The sequence below is a fragment of the Lamprobacter sp. genome (assembly GCF_034860625.1).
Lineage (GTDB): Bacteria > Pseudomonadota > Gammaproteobacteria > Chromatiales > Chromatiaceae > Lamprobacter.
On sequence record NZ_JAYESN010000080.1, the window covers coordinates 1 to 19,874 of the forward strand.

Annotated in this window: 14 protein-coding genes, 1 tRNA gene and 1 riboswitch; of the genes, 10 read left to right on the forward strand and 5 right to left on the reverse strand. The window is 64.0% G+C overall.

The annotated features are described in order from the left end of the window. The first annotated feature begins 276 nt into the window (after window positions 1–276). Window positions 277–483: a hypothetical protein gene (locus tag VBE63_RS17785; protein WP_323684357.1), complete on the forward strand. Its 207-nt coding sequence runs from the start codon at window positions 277–279 to the stop codon at window positions 481–483. Between the two features lie 99 nt (window positions 484–582). Here VBE63_RS17785 and VBE63_RS17790 read toward each other — a convergent pair whose 3' ends face one another. The 4 genes from VBE63_RS17790 to cobT all read right to left on the reverse strand — a co-directional run bounded on the left by VBE63_RS17790 (window position 583) and on the right by cobT (window position 8,455). Further along, window positions 583–5,106 (reverse strand): hypothetical protein, encoded by a 4,524-nt coding sequence (locus tag VBE63_RS17790; RefSeq protein ID WP_323684358.1) that lies wholly within the window; start codon window positions 5,104–5,106, stop codon window positions 583–585. Window positions 5,107–5,282: 176 nt separating this feature from the next. Beyond that, window positions 5,283–6,362, reverse strand: coding sequence for a threonine-phosphate decarboxylase CobD (cobD, locus tag VBE63_RS17795; RefSeq protein WP_323684359.1), 1,080 nt, complete (start codon window positions 6,360–6,362; stop codon window positions 5,283–5,285). Beyond that, complete coding sequence (locus tag VBE63_RS17800; protein ID WP_323684360.1) at window positions 6,355–7,068, reverse strand: histidine phosphatase family protein; 714 nt, start codon at window positions 7,066–7,068, stop codon at window positions 6,355–6,357. Before VBE63_RS17800 ends, cobD begins: the two co-directional genes overlap by 8 nt. Before the next feature lie 253 nt (window positions 7,069–7,321). Then, a complete protein-coding gene (gene cobT, locus VBE63_RS17805) occupies window positions 7,322–8,455 on the reverse strand; it encodes a nicotinate-nucleotide--dimethylbenzimidazole phosphoribosyltransferase (RefSeq protein ID WP_323684361.1) in 1,134 nt (377 codons plus the stop codon). A 137-nt stretch (window positions 8,456–8,592) separates the two neighbouring features. Between cobT and queG the strand changes: the two genes are divergently transcribed. The 3 genes from queG to VBE63_RS17820 all read left to right on the forward strand — a co-directional run bounded on the left by queG (window position 8,593) and on the right by VBE63_RS17820 (window position 10,894). Then, a complete protein-coding gene (gene queG / locus VBE63_RS17810; protein WP_323684362.1) occupies window positions 8,593–9,717 on the forward strand; it encodes a tRNA epoxyqueuosine(34) reductase QueG in 1,125 nt (374 codons plus the stop codon). Window positions 9,718–9,896: 179 nt separating this feature from the next. Beyond that, window positions 9,897–9,987 (forward strand) — tRNA-Ser (locus VBE63_RS17815). Window positions 9,988–10,003: 16 nt separating this feature from the next. Then, window positions 10,004–10,894, forward strand: coding sequence for a class I SAM-dependent methyltransferase (locus VBE63_RS17820; RefSeq protein WP_323684363.1), 891 nt, complete (start codon window positions 10,004–10,006; stop codon window positions 10,892–10,894). A 74-nt stretch (window positions 10,895–10,968) separates the two neighbouring features. Here the strand turns inward: VBE63_RS17820 and VBE63_RS17825 are convergent, their stop codons facing one another. Continuing rightward, on the reverse strand, window positions 10,969–12,147 hold the full coding sequence (locus tag VBE63_RS17825) for a fatty acid desaturase (RefSeq protein ID WP_323684364.1): 1,179 nt from the start codon (window positions 12,145–12,147) through the stop codon (window positions 10,969–10,971). A gap of 161 nt (window positions 12,148–12,308) precedes the next feature. Here VBE63_RS17825 and mutM point away from each other — a divergent pair, with 161 nt between their 5' ends. The 6 genes from mutM to VBE63_RS17855 all read left to right on the forward strand — a co-directional run. After that, a complete protein-coding gene (gene mutM, locus VBE63_RS17830; protein WP_323684365.1) occupies window positions 12,309–13,124 on the forward strand; it encodes a bifunctional DNA-formamidopyrimidine glycosylase/DNA-(apurinic or apyrimidinic site) lyase in 816 nt (271 codons plus the stop codon). A 75-nt stretch (window positions 13,125–13,199) separates the two neighbouring features. Beyond that, window positions 13,200–15,824 carry a leucine--tRNA ligase gene (gene leuS, locus VBE63_RS17835; protein ID WP_323684370.1) on the forward strand — a complete coding sequence of 875 codons (2,625 nt, stop codon included), beginning with the start codon at window positions 13,200–13,202 and terminating at the stop codon, window positions 15,822–15,824. Between the two features lie 110 nt (window positions 15,825–15,934). Continuing rightward, on the forward strand, window positions 15,935–16,456 hold the full coding sequence (lptE, locus tag VBE63_RS17840; RefSeq protein WP_323684366.1) for an LPS assembly lipoprotein LptE: 522 nt from the start codon (window positions 15,935–15,937) through the stop codon (window positions 16,454–16,456). A gap of 78 nt (window positions 16,457–16,534) precedes the next feature. After that, complete coding sequence (holA, locus tag VBE63_RS17845) at window positions 16,535–17,578, forward strand: DNA polymerase III subunit delta (protein ID WP_323684367.1); 1,044 nt, start codon at window positions 16,535–16,537, stop codon at window positions 17,576–17,578. 245 nt (window positions 17,579–17,823) lie between these two features. Continuing rightward, the gene (locus VBE63_RS17850; protein WP_323684368.1) at window positions 17,824–18,366 is read left to right on the forward strand and encodes a zinc ribbon-containing protein; all 543 of its coding nucleotides are present in this window, start codon (window positions 17,824–17,826) and stop codon (window positions 18,364–18,366) included. Window positions 18,367–18,690: 324 nt separating this feature from the next. Then, a riboswitch (glycine riboswitch) is annotated at window positions 18,691–18,781 on the forward strand. 218 nt (window positions 18,782–18,999) lie between these two features. Then, a partial coding sequence (locus VBE63_RS17855; protein ID WP_323684369.1) for a glycine cleavage system aminomethyltransferase GcvT occupies window positions 19,000–19,874 on the forward strand: 875 nt, incomplete at its 3' end.

Below are 19,874 nucleotides of genomic sequence, written 5' to 3' on the forward strand. Positions count from 1 at the left end.
ACCAGAAGAAGTACTTCCTGCTCGACGGCCTCGGGGGTGAGGGTCGGCTGCGAGTGTAGGGCGCATCTGGTCGCAACGCCGATCTTATTGGCATTAAACCCGGATCAGCCGCACCCTGCGGCCAGCGGCTGTGCTGATTAGGCTGCTCTCCAGACGCTCGGCGAGCGGTGATGCACCGGGCGTATACCGTTAGTGGGTGTCATGGCTGGGTCTCTTCAGTGATAATCAACGATCTCCACATCCCCCACCCTGCGTCTATCCTGCGGAGGACTCACCATGGATATCGCCTCATTTAAGGCCCTCGAACTACTGCTCATCGTTGGCGTTGTCGGGTATTTTTACATCCGCCAGCGCAACAACCTACAGCAGTTGAAGGAGGAGCGCGAAGCGAAGCAGGCCGAGGAGGCCGCCAATGAGGCCACCCAGGCCAACAATACTGTACCGCCATCCGATGGCCCCTCATCCAATCGATCCTCATCCTAAGGAGTGATTGCTGGCCATGTCCGTGACTGCCAAAAGCGGCGCTTGATCTCAGCGGAGGTGATCCGGAGCTACTGTTAGCTGCGCGGCACTTGCCAGCCATCAGAGATCAATCGACAGGTTTTGCTCACTCACCTTGCGCCTGAGCGCCTGGCGCCGCGACGGCAGCCAGGCGGCCGGCTCGACCAGGCCGCGCCAGCCCCAGCGCAACCAGTCTAGGAGTCGCCACGCCAGCCAGAGCGCCCAGGCCAGCATCAGCAGCCGATAGATCCAGATGGGTGCCGAGACCACTGTTACCGACTGCGTCTGTTCGCCGTTGCGGTCCAGGTACCAACTGAGATCGGTTGCGCTCGAGCCGTTACCGGCAACCTGCATCGACGGACTGCCGAGCAGCCCCTGTTGCACGGCCAGGAGCAGCGCGCTCAGGGCGACGATGGTCAGCAGCACTAGCCCGACCTGAGCCAGGTTGAACCGCCAGGGTGCGATCTCCGCACTGAGCCGCCGCCGTGCGCCGAGCGCAAACAGCCAGAGCACCACCAGCGCTCCCACCCAGATCGAGACCTGGCTGAGCCCCAAGACCAGCAGCAGCCAGTCGCCAACGCCGAGCGGTGTTAGGCGCGCGCGCGCCAGCAGTAGCGCGATGAGGGCAATCACCAGCAACAGCCCCCAGAACTGCACGGCGGGGCCGATGCCAGGCCCCGAGGTCCACAACAGCCAACGATCGGCCCCGAGCTGCACGCGGGTCTCCGCATTCACCCCGGCCACGCCAAGACCGACCGGGGCCGGTCGATAGAGCAGATCGAGCCCGGCTGGCGCTATCCAGTCGATCTCGACCATCTGGACGCCAGGGGACAGCGCCAGATCGATCGCGGCCTCCTGGGTCGTCAATGGCCATGGCCGACCATCGATGCTGAGTCGGGTCGGCTCAGCGCCCTCCGGCAACTGCACGCGGTGGCGGCCACCCTGACTGCTGCGCAAGCGCAGCCGCAGTTGGGCCTGGGTCCATTCACGACCCGGTTGCACCTGATACTGACTGCGATCTAAGGTCAGCGTTGGCCCCGCGACGGCGAGCGGCCGTGACAGGCTCAGGCGCAGCTGCTCGCCGGGCCAGGGGCGATAGGTCGGCCATGCGGCGTCAGCCGCATTGTCCGGTGGCTGCACCCGCGGCACGCCCTCAGCGCTCAGGTGCCAGATCGGGCTGACCTGGAGACGCCATTCCTCGGTCAACCGCGGATCGGTCGCGGCGCTGAGCCTGAGCTGATCGACCGGGCGCAGGGCCGAGTCCCAGCGCATGCGCGCCCGCTCCGGGAGCAGCGAGACCAGCACGCCGTCGGTGTTGACCTGAGCCCCGGCCGTCGTCACCGACTCACCCGGGATCAAGGGCACCCGCAGCGTCACCGGCTGACCCAGCGGCGAGAGCCGCTCGACCTCGGTCGTCAGGCCCCAGTCGACACCGAAGCGCAGTGTCCGCCTGATCTTCAGCAGGGGTGGCAACGTGGTTTCGGTATCGGTATCGGTATCGGTATCTCCAGCGAAGCCATGCGCATCCAGACCGCCGCTCAGCGCCCCGGCTGTGCCGCCTTGACGCCTCAGCTGCAACTGATTTCCCGGCGTCCCCTCGGCGCTCACACCCTCCAGCTCCCAAACCCCGTTGAGATTAGCCTCGACCAGGCGCGGGCGCAGCGGCAGCGGGATCTCAACCTGCTCGACACCGGCTAGCGGGCCAGATAAATGCAGCAGATGCCGACCGCTCGGCACGGGTGCAGCCAGACGGCCATCGGGCCGGCTCAGCAAGCGCTCCAATGGCTCACCATCCAGCGCCACCTGAGCCGGTGCCCAGCCGCTGCGGGCACCCGGGATCGGCAGCGCGACGGCTGCAGCGGCATCCACCGCCAGCAGTAAGCGCAGCTCGCCCGCCGTTGCATCGATGACGAGCCGGGTGATCTCGGCGCAGCGCGGCGCGCAATCCGGCGGCTCCAGCAGCCGATTGCGCAGCTCCTGCAGCAGTGCCACAGGCGGAAATGCCGTTGTGACCGAGGCCTGGTTGAACGCCGATGGTGACACGGACACGGCCGGTGCTGACTCAGAAGCCGCCAATGCGGGGCTCGGCGCAAGCCAAGCACCGGCGATCAGCCCAACGCCAACCAGCGCCAGAACGGCGGACTGATCGACCTTCATCCGCGTCGGCAGCAGATCAGCGAGCCGCAGCCCCAACAGCGGTACCAGCACCAAGCTGATGGTCGCCAGTGCTAGCGAGGCCGAGGCCGGCAGCAGCAAGAGCTGCAAGCGATGATCGGGCGGCATGGGTCCACTCCAGCTCAGCTCGAAGCGGCGCCAGGTCCAATCCGGCACGCCAGCGCCGGTCTGCAGCTGAGCGTCCGGGTCCAGGGTCGGCAATGGCCGTGGCGTATCGGAGTCAACCGCCCCCGCCAAGAAACCTTGCCGCTTGCTCAGTGCCGCTTCATATTCCGAAGGTGCTGGTACCTGTGGCAGTGAGCTCCTGATCTCGTCAACGGCGCTATGCAGGCCCCAATCACCGAAGGCGCCCAAGCCGGCGAAGCCGCCACCCTGCTGCGCTAGCTGCGGGAAGAGACCATTACGCATCTCGCTGACCAGGAAGGGTATCGCGATCAAGGCCAGTGCCAGCAAGGCGATCTGGTAGTACAGCCGGACCAAACCGCCAAGCCCGCTTGGGGCGCGATCAGTCGCGGCCGGTTGCCGCGCCGCCGTGTCTGTCGGAGCATCCGGCGTCCGGGTAGAGCTAGAGCTAGAGCTATTGCTAGAGCTATTGCTAGAGCTATTGCTAGAGCTATTGCTAGAGCTATTGCTAGAGCTATTGCTAGAGCTATTGCTAGGGCTATTGCTAGGACTAGGGCCCGCGCCAAAGTGGGAGGCGGAGCGCTTCGGCAGTAGCCGCATCAGCGCAGCGGCTGCGATCAGGTTCAGCCAGGCCCAACGTGGCGCCCCAGGCTCCTGCCAAGTCAGCACCAACGTCAGCAGTGCCAGCAGACCCCAAGGCCAGCCCCAGACGCGGGTGACCGCGAGGGCTGCGATCAGCACCAGAAAGATGTCCAGCAGGGTCCAGCGCGCGAGCCAGCTATCGGGCAGGTTATCGACTCCGGCCACGGCAAGCAGATCCCATCCGGGCGGCAGATGGAGCTGCGTGGAGGCCGCCGTCAACGGCAGATCCCAGCCCGACCCCGGCACTTCGAGCTGCCAGCCGACTGGGCCGCTATTGATCCGCGCGTCCGCCGTCAGCTCGAGTCGACCGCTGCGCACCTCGACCCCTTCGCGCGCATCCTCCCCAGGCAGGCGGGTGATCAGCCGTGGCTCGCCGTTAACGCTCACCTGCCCGAGCCGCAGTGGCGGCTCGGCATCGATCCGCCAGCGCTCCTGCAGCTGCCCGCTGAGCCGGTCGCGCACACTCAGACCCGCCCCATCGAAGTCCAGGCGCAATGAACGTTCGAGCTGAATCCGATCGGTCGCCGAGGCGCCCCGGCTCAGTGGCTCGAGCTCAAGGGTCTGTCCGGCACGCAGCAGATAGGCCGGTAGCTGCTGCCAATCTGGCGGCAGACGGGTCTGTCGCGGATCGATCGGCTCGGCCCCGCTGAGCTTGACTTGGCGCAGCTCAGGCCGGGCGGCGAAGACCCAGACCTCTTGTGCGGGCCAATCCGAGGCGCCTGTCGGCGGCGATGTTGGAAGGCTCAGCGCTGACACCGGCCCAGGATGATGACTCTCCAGTGTCAGCTCCCAGCGTCCCGGTCGCAACTGCAGCTGCAGCCGTTGCGCAGCTTGCTCGGAGGGTTGCGCAGCTTGCTCGGAGGGCTGATGTGGCTGCCCATCAGTCTCTGACTCTCCCGTGGATTCGCGAGCACGCCCTGGCTCGATCAGCCGAGCTGGCAGCGGACTCTCAAGACGCAGCGGTCTCCCACCAGGAAGCAGGGCTGGCCCGAGCAACAGCTCCCGCGGCTGTCCCGAGACCTCGAGCAGCAGCCGCGTCTGTACTCGCAGCGGGACCGAATCCTCAACCCGGCGCATCACCTCGAGCGCTAGCGCGTCCGGCTCCTGCCGCTGTTGCGGGCGCCGCTCGGCGCCCAGCCAGAGCCCGCCCCTGGCGTCCCGGCGTGGCTGGTCGACCTCTGCCCCGTTCAGGCTCAGGCTCAGCAGCGCGGTCTCGGCAGGCACCTGCAAGACATCGGGTCTCCGCGGCCAAGCAAAGCGGCCGCGAATCGCGATCTCACCGGCGTCGAGCCGCACCATGGGCCGTCCAGCGCGCTCGACCACGGCTACCGGCGCCCCGTTGGCCGTGACTTGTTGTGGCCACTGGCCAGGGCCTCCGGGAAGCGGCAGCCAGCTGTCCGCGGCCAGCGTCCAGGGTTGCTCGAAGCGACCGCCGCGGTTGTCGAGCTCGAGCCTTAGCCGTCCCGGCCAGGCGCAGACGCGTTCCGTGGCGCTGGCGCCGCCGAGGGGACAGGCGCGCTCGTCCTCAGCATCCAGCACCCAACCGATCCAGGGTGAAAGGGCATCCGGCACCAGAGGACCATCATCAGGTCCATCATCGGCCCGCACCTCCGCCACCATCATGATCAGCATGAGTGGGAACAGCGAAGCCAGCAGAACCTGCACTGCTGATCCAAACGCAGATCGAAACAAGCAGCAAAACGGAACGCCGAACAGCGGACGAGACAGCCAAAGAGGCCGATGACCAACCGAAGGGAACGGATGAAGCGACATCGCCTGATGATCTCCACTAGCCGAGGAGCGATACCCAGCGCCTAACGCCAGGCTGTTGGCCTTGGCGATCAGAGCAGGCGCGTCATTGCGGCTAATAATCGCCGATTTTCTGGCCCAGTGCGCACGGCAATGCGCAGATAGGAGGGATCGAGCCCAGCGTAGTTGGAGCAGACGCGCACCGCGATCCCCTCGCAGTGTAACAACCGCGACGCGAGATCCGGCGCATCAGGTCCAGCCTCTGGGAGGCGCAACAGGAGGTAATTGGCCGAACTGTCAAAGACCTGCAGGCCAATCTGAGCTAAGGCCTCGCTGAGACGCTGACGCTCGCTGTCGATGAGCTGGCGTGTGCGCTGCGCAAAGGCGGCAAGCTCCGGGTCCATCAGTAGCGCGCTGCCAGCGGCTGCTGCCAGGCTGTTGACAGACCATTCCGGGAGCAGTTGAGCCAATGCAGCAGCGCGGGATGGCGACAACACCGCATAGCCGAGCCGAAGCCCGGCGAGCGCATAAAACTTGGTCATCGAGCGGATGACGATCAGATTCGGCAGCCCCCAACCCACGGCCGATTCGGCACCGCTGACAAAGTCGATGAAGGCCTCGTCGATCGCCCAGTCGACCTGCGGATGTGACGCGATGAGCCGCTTGAGCTCGGCTGGATTGATCAGGCGACCGGTGGGATTATTCGGCTGGCCGAGCCAGACCAGATCGCCGACCTGCAGCTGGGTCGAGAGCCGCGTCAGGTCGAGCGCGAAGCCATCGTCGGGCTGCAGTTGAATCGAGCACAGTGGCCGCCCCCAGACCTCGGCCGCGCGTTGATAGTCGACATAGGCCGGCGCTGTGACCAACACTCGCTTGGCCTCAAGCAGCCGAGGCAGCCACCAGATCAGCTGTTCGGCACCATTACCAGGCAGGATGCACTCGGCGCTCACCCCAAGATGATCACCGATCGCGGTCCGCAAGGCTGTGCAGTCCGGGTCCGGGTAATGCCCGAGATCATCGATCGCCTTGACCAATGCCGCCCGCGCCGCTGCCGGCATCCCGAGCGGATTGATATTGGCGCTGAAATCGAGCAACGACTCGGCTGATCGCCCACTGCGCCGGGCTAAGGCCGCGAGCTGGCCACCGTGCGGAAACGGGCTCAGCTCAGACATCAGGGGGGCCGCATCCATGCGCGATCAGACTCGGCAGCCCACCGCTGATCGGCACTCGGAGGCGCGTGTGGCAAGCAGGAGGCACCTCCAGCAGGATCAACCGCGCCGCGGGGATGCCTAGCAGCTCGCCTAAGATGACCCGAATGACACCGCCATGCGTGATCAGCAGCAGGTGAGCGCCGGAATCAGTACTCCGGCGCCAGCCGTCGAGCACACGCTGGCGGAAGGCTAAGAACGTCTCCGAGTCGGGCGGATCATAGGTGCTCGGATCGGCCCAGAACCGGGAGAGATCCTGCAGTGGGATCTGATCCGCGCGGAGCCCTTCCCAGGCGCCGAAATCGCGCTCGCGCAAGGCATCCACTTCGTCAACCGGCAGCCCGAGGCGTGCGCCAAGCCGATTGGCAAAGCGTGCACAACGCGCAGCTGGGGAGCAAAGGATTCGATCCCAGGGCGCTGCATCTGATGTTCCCGCGATGACCCCGCCATTTAGCGCTGAGACGTTTGGCTCCGAGACTTGTGCGCGATTGATCTTCTTGAGCGCGCTGCGTCGGGTATCGAGACCGATCGCAGCCTCAAGCTGTGCCCAGCCGACGTCGCTCAGCGGATCATCCTGTCGCCCGCGAAAGCAAGGGCCGCCTTCGACCTCGCCGTGTCGAATCAGGTCGACCAATCGAGACTGAATGCCCGTGCCACCCGACTCACCCATGGCGAGTCAGCACGCAGCATATCATCAGGTGATCTGTCATCCTATAAACCGCAGATGGCGCAGATGTGCACAGATTAAATATCAAAAAAACAATCCTCTAGCAGGTTTAGCAAGGCCACCCAACAGGTGAGGCAGTGATGACTAACAGGGCACTGACATCTCTGCGTTAATCTGCGTCATCTGCGGTTCAAATGCTCTTTTTAGGGTCATCAGGTCATCAGGTCATCGGCCATCATCCATCGAAGACGCCAGATCACCCTTGGCTAACCTTCTCGGCAACGCCGGCTTCAGCGAAGGTCGCCATCTGCGCGTGCAGCGCACAGGCCAGCCGCAGCAGGGGCACCGCAGCGGCCGCGCCGCTGCCCTCACCCAAGCGCATCCCCAGATCAAGCAACGGCCGCAGCCCGATCGCCTCCACCATCGCCCGATGTCCGGGCTCGGCGGAGGCGTGCGCGAGCAGCATCCAGTCGGCCGCGCCCGGGCATAGCCGACTGGCAGCCAAGGCGGCAGCCGAGCTGATAAAGCCATCGATCAGCATCGGCATCCGTTGCTGGGCACAAGCGACATAGGCGCCCGCCATCGCAGTGATCTCAAAACCGCCGAGCTGCGTCAGCGCGTTCGTTGCCATCTCGCGCGATCTCGCGATCGAGACCTCCCTCGACGCATCCGTCGCCATCCGGGGCAGAGCATTCAGCCGCAGCTGATCCTGATACCGGGTCAAGGCTTGGTCGATCAGCAGCCGCTTGCGCTCGATGCCGCTCCGATCAAGACCTGTGCCTGGGCCGACCAGATCCGCGGCCGACCGCCCTAGCAGTGCGCAGGTCACCGCCGTTGCCGCTGTCGTATTGCCGATGCCCATCTCGCCAGCGATGAACAGATCGGCGCTGGCTGCTCTCGCCCGCTGAGCCGCCGCGGCGCCCTCGGCAAGCGCTAGCCCAAGCTGCTCGGTTGACATCGCCGGCCCCTCGACGAGGTTGGCGGTACCCGCGGCGATGGTCGCATCGCGGATCAGTGGATGCGGCGCCACCGGCGCCACGGTGCCAAGATTGATCAGCTCGATCCCGGCACCGATCTGGCGCGCCAGCACGCTGATGGCAGCGCCGCCAGCGGCCATGTTGGCGATCATCTGCGCCGTGACGGCCTGCGGAAAGGCCGAGACGCCCGCGGTTGCAACACCATGATCCGCAGCAAAAACGCTGATCTGTACCTGCTCTAGCGACGGCTGCGCACGTCCTTGCAAGGCAGCGAGCTGGATGGCAATGTCTTCGAGTCGGCCAAGCGACCCCGGCGGCTTGGTCAGCTCGCCCTGGCGGCTGATGGCCGCCTCGCGCGCCTCCAGATCCACGGCGGCGGCGGCGGCTTGAAGCCAGTCAAGATCAAGATTCAAGGGTCATGCCTCCTAAGGCTCATGGCGCAGCGAGACGAAGACCAACGCGGTGCGGGCTGCGGTGACAAAACCGTTCAGTATATCGAGAGCCGGGCTCGTCCCGTTTGACCTCCATCAGAGCCTGAACATCACAGACCATGCCCATCGAGCAACGCCAACCCTTTTCGCCGGAACGGCTCGAGGCGCTCAAGCGCGCGCTCAAACGCTGGGGGCGCGAGCTTGGCTTCCAGCAGATTGGCATCGCGGACTGTGATCTCGCGCAGGCCGAAGGTCGGCTACAACATTGGCTCGGCGAATCGATGCAGGGGGACATGGACTACATGGCCCGGCATGGTCTCAAGCGCACACGGCCCGCGCAGTTGGTGCCTGGCACCCTGTCGGTCATCTCGGCGCGAATGGACTATCTGCCCGAGCATCAGCAGGTGATGGATGCGGCCCTGGCTGATCCGGCCCGGGCCTTCGTCTCACGCTACGCGCTCGGGCGCGATTATCACAAAGTTCTGCGTGCACGGCTGAAGCGCTTGGCCCAGCGGCTCGAGACGCAGATCGGCACCTATGGCTGGCGGGTTTTCGTCGACTCAGCGCCAGTCATGGAGAAGCCGCTGGCTGAGAAGGCCGGTCTCGGCTGGATCGGCAAGCACACCAACCTGATCAACCGCCAGGCCGGCTCCTGGTTCTTCCTCGGTGAGGTCTACTGTGATCTGCCGCTACCGCCGGATCAACCGGCGAGCGCGCACTGCGGGCACTGCCAGGCCTGCCTCGACATCTGCCCAACCCAGGCGATCATCGCGCCCTTTCAGCTCGATGCACGGCGCTGCATCTCGTACCTGACCATCGAGCATTTCGGATCGATCCCCGCAGCGCTGCGGCCGCAACTGGGCAATCACATCTATGGCTGCGACGACTGCCAGCTCTGTTGTCCCTGGAATCGCTTCGCGCGATTGACCGATGAGACCGACTTCTTTGCCCGCAACGGGCTCGATACCGCGACGCTGATCGAACTCTTTGGTTGGGATGAGCCGGAGTTCTTGAAGCAGACCGAAGGCAGCGCGATCCGCCGCCTTGGCCACCCGCGCTGGCTGCGCAACATCGCCATCGCCCTAGGTAATGCACCCTGCTCAGACGCGGTTCGCGAGGCCCTCGGCCATCGCCTGCAGCATCCAAGTCCCTTGGTTCGAGAGCACGTCGCCTGGGCGTTGGGACAGGTCCCCGAGCAAGTCAGGGCAGGACGAGTCCGCGCTACCGAGAGGTCCGACGATTGAAGCAGAACCTGAATTCTTCCGGAGAGGCGACAGCGCAAATGGCATTTTGACATTTGCAAGCGAACAACAGTTCGCTTAAGCTGTTCTGCTTGATGTCCGTTGAGTAACCCGCCTTGGCATGGTCTAAGCCACCGCGTCAGTGAGCGGTCAGGCTCGCGTCCCAACATCAACCGCGTTCAGGAGAGGTGTCCGAGTGGCTTAAGGAGCACGCCTGGAAAGTGTGTATAGGTTAATAGCCTATCGAGGGTTCGAATCCCTCCCTCTCCGCCACTAACACAAAGAGTAGATGCATAGTGTTCAGTCCGATGCTGAGCGGCGTTGGCCGGGGAGCGATGCCGAGCAAGCTGACCGCCATGCGCTTTACGAGCGCGCCGTTCAGTGTCCGGAAGCGGAGGTCGATTTCATCCAACAGACCTTCCTCGATCGGCGCGGGCGCCCTGCCCGCTCACTCACTGAGGATTTTTGCGGCACGGCCGCGGTCTGCCGCGAATGGATACTGAGGCATCCAGAGCATTGCGCAGTCGGGGTCGATAAGGATCCAGCAGTGCTGGCCTATGCGCGACAGCACCGGCTCGCGAGCATGACCGCTGATCAGCAGCGTCGCCTGCGCTTGATCAACGCCGATGTGCTGGAGATCACAACGCCCCAGTCCGCCCCAGGACTCGAGCTCGAGGCGCCGACATCCTGCGCCCCGGTCGACCTGATCTTAGCGATGAACTTCAGTTGGTGGTTGATCACCAAGCGCAGGGATTTGCGAGGCTACTTCATGCGGGTTCGCGAACGACTCGTCGCCGATGGCCTGTTCTTGCTTGATGCCTATGGCGGCTACGATGCCTTTCGGGTGATCACCGAGGAGCGCAGCATCGAGGATGATCTAGAGCCATCCTTCAGCTATATCTGGGACCAAGCGGACTACGATCCGATCAGCGGTCTGATGCAATGCGCGATCCACTTTCAGTTTCCCGATGGCTCCAGGCTCGAGAACGCCTTTTGCTATCGCTGGCGTCTCTGGACGCTGCCCGAGCTGCGCGAGATCCTGACCGAGGCTGGCTTTCGCAACCTGATCGTCTATTGGCAGGGCTGGGATGAAAACGGTGATCCAGACGGCTGTTTTCATCCCGTGACCCGAGCGGACGCTGACGCGGGTTGGATCTGCTATCTAAGCGCCGAGCCCTAGTCCAGGATCTTGATCTTAAACGCAGGATCTTGATCTTAAACGAGAGCGCAGCCGAGCGAATCCTCCTCTCGCCACTAGCGCTGAGCGCCCACCAGCTCGAGCCCGCGCAGATTACGTGAAAAGCCTTCTAGCGCCTGAATGCCGGTCGCCTCAGCACGCTGGCACCAGTCTTGGAGCGATGTCAGCAGGGCCTCTTGAGAGGGCGCATTGCGTTCCCAGATCTGACGCAGCTGCTCGCGGAACTGATACACCACCTTGAGCTGTTGGCTGCCGGCCAAGAGGGCTTCTAAACGCTTGCGACCAGCCTCGTCCAGATAATCACGCGCCAAGAGTTTGCGGGCGCGCCGCTCTATGCGACGGCAATGCGGCTCGCTGCGGCAAAGCTCGGCGCGGGTCACTGGATGCAAGACCTCCTTGCTGTAGCGACGAATCACATGCATGCGCGCGACCAGCAGCGCCTTCAGCGTTTCCATGTCGACGACCTGTTTACCCGCAACCAGGATCGCTTGCGGCGGTAATTTCTTGACCTTGGCGAGCCCGAGCAGCGATAGCATGCGGATGTACAGCCAACCGACATCCAATTCCCACCAGCGCATCGACAGGCGCGCAGAGGATGGGAAGGCGTGATGGTTGTTATGGAGTTCCTCACCACCAATCAGGATGCCCCAAGGCGACACATTCGAGGATGCATCTGGCGTCTCGAAGTTGCGATAGCCCCAGAAGTGGCCAACGCCGTTGATGACGCCCGCTGCCATGACTGGAATCCAGAGCATCTGCACCGCCCAGGCGATGATGCCATAGACACCAAAGAGGGCGACATCGATGATCAGCATCAGCCCGCAGCCCTGCCAGGTCAGGCGGCTGTAAATGCTGCGCTCAACCCAGTCGTCGGGTGTGCCTTGGCCAAACCGCTCGACGATGGCGGCATCCTTGGCACTCGCGCTGTAAAGCTCGGCACCCTGCCAGAAGACCTTGCGCAGACCGAAGACCTGCGGGCTATGCGGGTCATCAGCGGTCTCGCAGCGCGCGTGATGCTTGCGGTGTACGGCGACCCACTCCCGGGTCACCATGCCCGTCGTCAGCCAGAGCCAGAAGCGAAAAAAATGCTCCGGGATCGGATGCAGGCTCAGCGCGCGATGGGCCTGTGCACGATGCAAAAAGATGGTGACGCCGGCGATCGTCAGATGTGTGAGCGCGAGAGTGATGAGTGCTACCTGCCAGGCTGGGAGGTTAAGCAGTCCGTATACTGTCATGAAATTCTCCAGTGTCTTAGCGGCGGCAAGCGCACCACCTAGGCGCGACTCTGCATGCTGCGTCTCGTTATGGCAACGAGCAAATCAGCCTGTTCCCGCCGTGAAAGAAAAACCTATGTGTCAGCCCAAAATGTGTCAGCCCAACCAGACTAAGCGCCGAGATGCCCGAGCTACCTGAGGTCGAGACCAGCCTGCGTGGTATCGCGCCCCACCTGATTGGGCGCCGGATCGAGCGCCTCTTGGTCAGAGACCACCGCTTGCGCTGGCCGATCCCGGCGGACACTGCAGAGCGCGCGGCTGGTCAGACCATCGTCGCACTCCGTCGACGTGGGAAATACCTGCTGTTCGAGCTTGAGCAAGGCCTCCTGCTGCTGCACCTGGGCATGTCCGGGAGCCTGCGGGTGCTGCCGGGAACAACGCTGCCCGGGCGACATGACCATGTTGATCTCTGTCTCGACGATGGACACTGCCTGCGCTTTCGCGACCCGCGCCGCTTTGGGATGCTGCAATGGACGCCAGCCCCGGCCGAGGCGCATCCCTTGCTGCGCGATCTTGGCCCAGAACCCCTTGGGCCTGCCTTCAGCGGGGACTATCTGCACCAACGCGCACAGGGGCGCCGGGCGCCGATCAAGACCTTAATTATGGATAGCCAGGTCGTTGTTGGCGTTGGCAACATCTACGCCAACGAATCGCTGCACTTAGCGCGCATCCATCCAAAGCGAGCGGCCGGGCGGATCAGCCGCGAGCGCCTCAATCGGCTTGCCGACGCTATTCGCAGCGTGCTCGCCGATGCCATCGCCCAGGGTGGGACGAGCCTGCGCGATTTCGTGCAGGAGGACGGCAGTCCCGGCTACTTCGCTCAGTCACTGCGTGTCTACGGGCGTGCCGAGCAGCCCTGTCCGAGCTGCAGCGCTCCGATCCGCCAATGCCGCATCGGCCAACGCTCCAGCTTCTACTGCGGTGTCTGCCAGCGTTGACATCGATGCCGTCATACAGCTGATGCTACCATGATTGAATCATCCCCGATCACCAACCCGCCCAGCCAAACCATGATGCAGACCGAGTACGAGCCGCGCGCCATCGAACAGGAGGCACAGCGCTACTGGGAGACCTCGCAGACCTTCAAGGCTGTTGAAGACCCGTCTCGCGAGAAGTTCTACTGCCTGTCGATGTTTCCGTACCCTTCAGGACGGTTGCACATGGGGCATGTGCGCAACTACACCATCGGTGATGTGATCGCGCGCCATCAGCGCATGCTCGGCAAGAATGTACTACAACCGATGGGTTGGGATGCCTTCGGGCTGCCGGCTGAGAACGCGGCCATCAAGCATGGTATCCCGCCGTCGCAGTGGACGCGCGAGAACATCCAGGCGATGAAAGCGCAGCTCAAGCGGCTCGGTTTCGGCTACGACTGGGAGCGTGAGCTGGCCACCTGTGATGTCGACTACTACCGTTGGGAGCAGTGGCTGTTCACGCGCTTGATGGAGAAGGGCCTGGCCTATCGCGCCACCGCGATGGTCAACTGGGACCCGGTCGATCAGACCGTGCTCGCCAACGAGCAGGTCATCGACGGTCGCGGCTGGCGCTCCGGCGCGCTGGTCGAGAAGCGCGAGATCGAGCAGTGGTTCATCCGCATCACCGCCTATGCGCAAGAGCTGCTCGATTCGATCGACCGTCTCGACGGCTGGCCGGAGCGGGTGCGCGCGATGCAGCGCAACTGGATCGGCCGCTCCGAGGGCGTGCACATGCGCTTCGGCATCGCCGGCGGTGACGGCAGCGCCCTGAGTGACAGCGCTGATCATCGCCAGGAGACCCTCGACATCTTCACCACCCGGCCAGATACGGTGATGGGCGTGACCTATGTCGCCGTTGCCGCCGAGCATCCGCTGGCGCAGCGTGCCGCGCAAGGCAATCCGTCACTCGCCGCCTTTATCGACGAATGCCGTCAGGGCGGCATCTCCGAGGCCGAGCTCGAGACCATGGAGAAGAAGGGGCATCGCCTCGGCATCAACGCCCTGCACCCGATCACCGGCGAGCAGGTACCGATCTTCGCCGCCAACTTCGTCCTCATGAGCTATGGCACCGGCGCGGTGATGGCGGTGCCGGCGCATGATCAGCGCGACTGGGAGTTTGCCGAGCGCTACGGGATTCCGAAGCGGCAGGTGATCTTTGCCGCCGAGGGTGATGAGATCGGCATCGACTCGCACGCCTTCACCGATAAAGGCATCTTGCGCGACTCCGACCCCTTCGATGGGCTGACCTCGGAAGAGGCCTTCGACGCTGTCGCCGACTGGCTCGAGACCCATGGCAAGGGCGGTCGACAGGTGAATTTCCGGCTGCGCGATTGGGGCGTCTCACGGCAGCGCTACTGGGGCTGCCCGGTGCCGGTGGTGCGCACCGCGGACGGTGACGTGCGACCTGAAACCGAACTCCCGGTGCGACTGCCGGAAGACCTGGTCGTCGACGGCTCCGGCTCGCCGCTGAAGAAGTTGCCGGCGTTCTCGGAGCTGCCCAATGGCGAGACCCGCGAGACCGATACCTTTGATACCTTCGTCGAGTCGAGCTGGTATTACGCGCGCTACTGCTCGCCGGGCTGCGACAGCGCGATGCTCGATGAGCGCGCTAAATATTGGCTACCGGTGGATCAGTACATCGGTGGCATCGAGCATGCGGTCTTGCATCTGCTCTATGCGCGCTTCTTTCACAAGCTCTTGCGTGATGAGGGCCTGGTCGACTGCGATGAGCCCTTCGCCAAGCTGCTCACCCAAGGCATGGTGATCGCCGAGACCTGGTACCGCGAGGACGCCGAGGGTCGGCGTGACTGGTTCAATCCGGCCGATGTCGAGGTCGAGCGCGATGACAAGGGGCGGGTGGTTGGCGCGGTGCTCAAGGCCGATGGTCAGCCGGTGCATTTCGGCGGCATCGAGAAGATGTCGAAGTCGAAGAACAACGGCGTTGATCCGGAGGCGATGATCGAGCGCTATGGCGTCGACACCGTGCGTCTCTATGTGATGTTTACCTCGCCGCCGGATCAGTCACTGGAATGGAACGATGAGGGCGTGGAAGGCGCCTATCGGTTCTTGCGACGGCTCTGGCTCTTGGCTGCGACCCACGCCGACGGGATGCGTGCTGTCGCTGCCGCGGCTGCAGGGACATCGGCTGGAGCGGCCTCGCAGGCGCTCGATGACGCGCTGAGCGATGCGCGCAGGGAGGTCCACAGGGCGCTGAAGAAGGCGCTGTTCGACTACGAGCGCCAGCAGTTCAACACCGTCGTCTCGGCCTGCATGACCATCATTAATACACTATCGAAGCTCGATGAGGGCGAGGCTGCACAGGGGGTTCGCCGGGAAGGGCTCAGCATCGCGCTGCGCCTTCTGGCACCGATCGCTCCCCATATCACGCATCATCTCTGGCGAACACTCGAGTTCGGCGCAGACATCCTGCAGGCACCTTGGCCGCAGGTGGATGAGGACGCGCTAGCCCAAGATCAGATCACCTATGTGGTTCAGGTCAACGGCAAGGTGCGTGGCAAGCTCGAGGTGCCTGCGGAAGCTGAGCGGACCGAGGTCGAGGCTGCGGCATTGGCGAATGAGAACGTGCAGCGCTTCATCGGCGATGCGCGGGTGCGCAAGGTCATCCTGGTGCCAAACAAGCTCGTCAATCTGGTTGTCAAATGAGTCCGGCGATAGCGCAACCGGTCGGGCGACAAGCTCGGATAGGCGCTCTGCGAACACGCGGATGGCGGCTCTGGCAAGAGGCCCCGAGCGGATCGCTGGCACCCCCTCTGATGCTGCTGCCGATTGTGATGCTGCTGCTCGTCGGCTGCGGCTTCCACCTGCGTGGTGCTATCGATTTCCCGCCGGGGCTCGAGCCCGTCTATATCCAGTCAGGCGGGTTGGTCGGCCAGGCGGTTGAGCAGCGCTTGCGCGGTAGTGGTGTCGCTGTCACCGATGTGGCCAAAGAGGCCGGAATGACCCTGCGCTTCATCAGTCAATCACGCCGTTCACGGGTCGTCGCGGTAGACCGTGCTGGCAAGGCGCTGGCCTATGCGCTGGAGTTTCGGGTTGGCTTTGATGCGGTCGATGCGGTCGGCAAACCGCTGATTCCGCAGCAAGCGCTAACCCTGGAACGAACCTTCGATGACAATCCTGATGTGGCGGTACTCGGTAAGCAGTTGGAGTCAGACATTATCTATCAGGACATGGCCGACGACGCCGCAGATCAGATTCTGCTGCGGCTGCGCGCCGCCATTGTGGCTCTTTCTCGCGCTCAGGGCAGGATGTCCACCCCGGTCGATGAGTCGCCCTGATTCCTGTTCACGCACAAACAAGAAGCACATCTTTGTGATTGACCCCGCGAAACAGTCTGCCACTCACGGCGACTAACCATGCCGATCGTTCCTTCTCAGCTTGATCAACAGCTCAGAAAGGGCCTGGCGCCGGTCTATCTGCTCGCCGGCAGTGAGCCCTTGCAGCTCGGCGAGGCGGCCAATGCGGTGCGAGCGGCTGCGCGCGAGCGGGGGTTCAGCGAGCGCGAGCTACTGGAGACTGGGCCGGATTTCGAGTGGTCCTCGCTTGCCGGCGCCTTGGGCTCACTGTCGCTGTTCGCCGAACGGCGCTTGATCGAACTGCGCATCGCTGCGACCAAGGCCGGCAGTAAGGGCGACGCGGTTGGGCGTGAGGGGTCGGAGGCCATCCGCCGCTGCCTTGAGCATCCGAGCACTGACGTGCTGTTGCTGATCTTGGCGCCGGGACTCGACTGGAAGGGCTTGAAGGCCAAGTGGGTGCAGGCGGTTGAGCAGGTGGGTGTCGTCGTTCAGGTACGCGAGCCCCAGGGACGCCAGTTGACTCAGTGGCTCGATGCGCGTCTGCGGCGTGCGGGGTTCGTCCCGAATGCCGATGCCGTGGCACTGCTAGCGGAGCGTGTCGAAGGCAATCTACTGGCTGCTGACCAAGAGATCACCAAATTGGGGCTGGCGATGGAGCCGGGGCCGCTCGACGCCGAGGCGCTCCTAAGCGCGGTGGCCGATAGTGCTCGCTATGGGGTGTTCGATCTGGCCGATGCCGCGCTTGCGGGGGATCGCGCCCGCGTTGAGCGCGTGCTCGAGGTGCTGCGGGCCGAGGGGACCGCGGAGCCCATCGTACTCTGGGCGCTGGCGCGCGAGGTGCGGAAGCTCGCTATGCTATCTTTCGCGCGTGCCAAACGGCAGCCGCTCGCTCCCCTACTCAAGGCGCATCAGGTCTGGGACTCTCGTCGTCCCATGGTCATGGCGGCCTTGGATCGACTGCCGCTCGAGCGCCTCTGGGAGCTGGTTGTCTGCTGCGCCGAAGCTGATCTCGCGATCAAGGGGCGTGGTGGAGGAGACCCTTGGCAGTTGCTCGGCACCATTGCCGAGGGACTGGCCGCAGTACCACCTAACGGCGGCCGATAGGCAGATGGCGGATCGGCGTCGGTACCGCTCGCTGCCCGCCCTGATGTTTGCGGTTTTCGCGACCGAACTGGTGGCCAGCCTCCGCGAGGCCCTGTTCAAGCGCTGACTTGCGCTTTCGCGTTGATCGACCAGACTTGGATGAACAGGTATCGCCGCGCACATGATGAACAGCACAGGCTCAACAGGCATAGGCCGAAGACGACGATACCCACCAGTCGAGCCGATGCATGCAGGAGAAAGCAGCCATGAGCAACCAAGAACAACCCAAAACCAACGATCGGCTGGTCAACGCCTATGAGCAGATGCTCGAGCGGGCGCGCGACGCAGTAAACGAGGCGGAAGAGGCGACGCCAAAGCTGCGCGCGATGCTCGAGAGCGCCCGCGACCACATGGTCGAACTGGGTGAACTGACACGCGAGGAGGCGCACAAGGTCGCCGAATACATCGAGCGCGATATCGAAGACGCCGCGCACTATCTGGCCGACACCGGCGAGGATCTGCGCGCCTGGTGGCGCTTCGATCTCGAGTTGATCGAGCAGCGCATGCTCGAGGCCTTCACCAGCGTCGCCGATCAGACCCGCATCCAGCTCGAGCAATGGTCGGAGCGCGCGCGCCAGGCCTCGCTCTATCAGGCCGGGCAGATCACCGGCCCCGGCACCCTGGTCTGTGATCAATGCGGTGCCGAGACTCGGTTCACACGTGCTGGACGCATTCCCGCCTGCTCAGAATGCGGTGGCCTGACCTTCCAGCGGGTTGCCTCGGCATCGCAACCCAAGACAGGGGCCTAAGGCGATTTCTGTCGAAACTCATACCCCCTTGCTGGTCTTTTCGCTCGGCTTCCGCGTCGCATCGCCGGTCACAGTGCCCGGCGATGCTCCTTGAAGGCAAACGAAAATCCTGCGCAATTCGGGTCGAGCGTTTCTGGCAATCGCCTACAACGGCGACCCAGCCGCTTCAGCCGCTTCAGGCTGGCGATTGATCGCCGCTTGCCGAGTTGGGAGAAGCGGTCACGCGGGGATCGGCGCCCGTCTCGAAATCTGCCCCCCGACCTTGGAAGTGAATCTTCAGGGGGCATATTATTCCCTACTGGGGTATATTTATGCCCATTGGGAATATGTTCTGCGGGAGAGACCGGTCATCGACCGGCGCCGAAGGCGCAACATCCGCCCGGAATCGCTCAGGCAAAAGGACCGCAGAACTAAAGACCAACTCTGGAGAGCGGCCACAGCAGTGGTCCACCGACGGGGCAGCGATGAGACGCCTTTCGGCCCGCCAAAGGCGGATCGACTGGCAACAGAGTCATCGCAAACTCTCAGGTTCAGGACAGAGGGGCGGCATGTACAGTTTCGGCTGTCGTGCTTGCTTGTCTGTCTTAATCGCGCGCCGTCACACTTGGAAGCGGCCGCTAACCGGAGTGCCGCATGGGAGCCAGAACCCCTCTCTTTTCCGAGCATGAGCGCCTTGGCGCTCGCATCGTGCCGTTCGGCGGCTGGGAGATGCCATTGCACTATGGCTCCCAGCTCGACGAGCATCATGCCGTGCGCCAAAGCGCCGGTGTCTTCGATGTCTCGCACATGCGCCCGGTCGATATCGAAGGCGCCGATGCGCTTCGCTTCCTGCAACGTCTGTTGGCCAACGATGTCGCCAAGCTCCAGCAACCGGGCAAGGCGCTCTACAGCTGCATGCTCAATGCCGATGGCGGCGTCATTGACGATCTGATCTGTTATTACCTTGGCCCAGACCGCTATCGGGCGGTGGTCAATGCCGCCACTGCCGAGAAGGATCTGGCCTGGATGCGCGCCCGCGCTGAGGATTTCAGGGCGAGCGCGGCGAGCAACGCGAATGGTGAGACCGCGCCGCCATCCGACCCAACGACCTCCAAGATCCACACAACCCCCACGCTTGAGATCCGCGCCCGCGACGACCTCGCCATGCTCGCCGTCCAAGGCCCTGAAGCCCGCGCCAAGGTCACCCCGCTGCTGCCCGCGGCTCTGCGTGAGCCGGCACTCGCCCTGAAGCCCTTTTTTGCCGCTGAGCAAGGCGACTGGCTGGTTGGTCGCACCGGCTACACCGGCGAGGACGGCTTCGAGATCATGCTCCCGGCCACCGAGGTGGTCGCCCTGTGGCAGGCGCTGATCGCTGCCGGCGTCGTCCCCTGCGGCCTGGGCGCGCGCGACACCCTGCGCTTGGAAGCCGGAATGAACCTCTACGGTCAAGACATGACTGATGAGGTCAGTCCGCTCGAGTCAGGCCTGGGCTGGACCATCGCCTTCGAGCCGCCAGAGCGCGACTTCAT